This window comes from Corallococcus terminator (assembly GCF_003611635.1).
GTDB classification, from domain to species: Bacteria; Myxococcota; Myxococcia; order Myxococcales; family Myxococcaceae; genus Corallococcus; species Corallococcus terminator.
On sequence record NZ_RAVZ01000620.1, the window covers coordinates 1 to 2,242 of the forward strand.

Consider the following 2,242-nt stretch of genomic DNA (forward strand, 5'->3'; position numbering starts at 1 on the left):
CCACGCCTGTCCCGACAAGCGAAATTGCAAGAGCGATTCGTGCCACTTCGTGGAGAGTGCCGCGTTCGAACACGGAGCTACCGCGGTAGAGGGAATTGAGTGCCGCGATCAGCGCCACGGCGATGAGGAGCGCGACCGGGAGCGCGTCGATTGGGAGGTTGGTCACGAAGGCCTTTCAGGGGGCAATGGGTGCGAGGGCGCCGACCAGGTGGGCACAGGGGAGAAGGAGCTGGGCAATCCCCTACTCCGGCCCGCTGTGGTGCTGCTGGAGCCACAGGTCAACTCGCTGTGGATCATCGGCATCGAGGGAGGCGTTGCCACCGATGGCAAGGAGGAGGGTCGTCACGGCCCGAAAGGTGGCCGCCGGCCAGAGGTTGAACAGGTCGAAGATGCACATCCCTTCGGGTGGAAGGCGCTCCGCCCAGAGGGCACCCGCGAGGACAAGCAGCTCGTGACGGGCGGTGTGCTGCAGGCGGGCCGCCGCATCACCCGCAGGTGGAACTTCGTCGTGGGAAATCGCGATGGCTTCGGACGTCGGCCCCCGGAGAGTCCAGAGGTGCGGTGGCAAATTGAGCGTCGCGAACAACCCGTGGATGGCGGAGAGGCGCTGCCTGTCGTCGCGAAACCACCGTCGAGAGCGCGGCGGTGTCCTCTTGAAGGGAAGCACGTTGCGAGGCGTCGGCTCAGAAACCATGGGGACCTCCTGCGGGTTGCTCGTCGAGGCTGATGACGTACCTGGTGGCGGTTCGGCTGCCCCGCGAGGCCTTGAAGCGAATTCGCCAACCCGTGGCGTCGTAGACGGCCGCGACGCATGCGGTGCGGATGGGCAGGAGCGCAGCCGTGATGTCGTCGTCGCCCGAATGAGAGCGGCCCCTGGAGCGGATGCAGGCCATGACGAGCTGCTCCTCCCGGCCGTCGAGCAACGTGAGGGTGACGGGCCTTCCCTCTCTGACTTCAAGGGAGAGGTTGGCACTCGGAGTCAGGTCCGCAGCGGTGAGGGAGTGGATGCCGTCTGGAGGGACAGGCCAGGAAGGTGCACTCATGCGCCCTGCCCTTCCTCGTTGGCTGCCAGCGGACTGTGGCCCGCGTCGTGCTGGTGCTTCCACAGTTCGGCGGCATAGGCGAAGGGGTGGAGACATTCATCGCAGCGCAGGACGCCATCCCCCTGCCCCGCGTCTTCCCACCGGCGCTTGCGCAGTTCGCGGGTGAAGTACCACCGCTTGTCCAGGGAGCTGAGCCGGCGGTAGGAGCGGACGAGGTTCCGGCGCTCGAGCTTTCGCAGCAACGGGTAGACGCTCACCGTCGGGAGGTCGGCGTATGCCTGGAAGCGGCGCTGGAGCTGCCGCGCCAGGTCGCTGCCGTGCGCGTCGCGCCCCTCCAGGCTTTCGTAGAGCGCACGCTCAATGGGGCCCATCGGCGCGAGTTGGCCGGAGCGGAAGGCCCCTGGCACCTCCTGGAGGACGTGCCAGACGCGGCGGCCCAGGCGGAGCAGCAGCCCCACCCCAAGGAGGAAGATGGCAACCAAGATGCAGGCAACAGCCGCCCACAGGAGCGCATCGGAGCCGAGGCTCGGGAAGAAAATGGGATTCATCATTCCGCCACCAGCACCACGACGTTGGCGGCAGGCACACCCGCCACGAGGGCCACCGCCACGCGGTTGGCGGCGTCATCCTCCGTGAGGGGGACGGTGCCGTTGTCCACGAAGTCCGCGGGCGCCCAGATGTGGTCCTGCGAGTAGGAGGCCCAGTGCAGGAAGTCCTCCCCGGGCCAGGCCACGGCGTAGCGTCGGGGCTTCAGTTCCATTTCTGCGCCCTCCTCTTCTTCGCGCGCTTCGGGTTGGGCGCGGCGCGCAGCGGCTGCGGCGGCATGCCCAGGACATTCCGGACGTCCGTGTTGCCAGCGAGCTCGCGCGCACCGTCGGCGACGGCACGCCGGGCGTTCAACATGACGTCCAGGGCGTCGCGGTAGCGCTTCTGCTCCGCGGAAGCATGGCCGGCGGGTGACTTGCGCGCGCGGTGGGCTGCATCGAGCGCGACACAGGCTTCGGCGTAGACGTCTGCGGTTTCCAAGACGCGCCGCAAGCTGGCGGCCAGTGCAGTGGTGAGGGTGACGGGCATTGGCGGCCTTCAGTCAGGTGGGAAGGGGCAGGCAGAGGAGGAAGCGGTGGATGCGCCGGCGCTGCTCGTCCAACCACCAGAGATAGAACGAGCGGAGGAAGTCCTCGGTGGGCGCGACCCACGTC

Annotated in this window: 4 protein-coding genes; all 4 read right to left on the reverse strand. The window is 67.9% G+C overall.

Translation table 11 applies throughout. The features are described 5' to 3' along the window. Positions 1–241 precede the first annotated feature (241 nt). On the reverse strand, positions 242–694 hold the full coding sequence (locus D7V88_RS40805; protein ID WP_147449123.1) for a hypothetical protein: 453 nt from the start codon (positions 692–694) through the stop codon (positions 242–244). Between the two features lie 345 nt (positions 695–1,039). After that, positions 1,040–1,594, reverse strand: a complete 555-nt coding sequence (locus D7V88_RS40815; protein ID WP_120545871.1) for a PadR family transcriptional regulator — start codon at positions 1,592–1,594, stop codon at positions 1,040–1,042. Then, on the reverse strand, positions 1,591–1,803 hold the full coding sequence (locus D7V88_RS40820; RefSeq protein ID WP_120545872.1) for a hypothetical protein: 213 nt from the start codon (positions 1,801–1,803) through the stop codon (positions 1,591–1,593). Before D7V88_RS40820 ends, D7V88_RS40815 begins: the two co-directional genes overlap by 4 nt. Continuing rightward, a complete protein-coding gene (locus D7V88_RS40825; RefSeq protein ID WP_120545873.1) occupies positions 1,794–2,117 on the reverse strand; it encodes a hypothetical protein in 324 nt (107 codons plus the stop codon). The genes D7V88_RS40820 and D7V88_RS40825 overlap by 10 nt, the downstream gene beginning before the upstream one ends. Positions 2,118–2,242 lie beyond the last annotated feature (125 nt).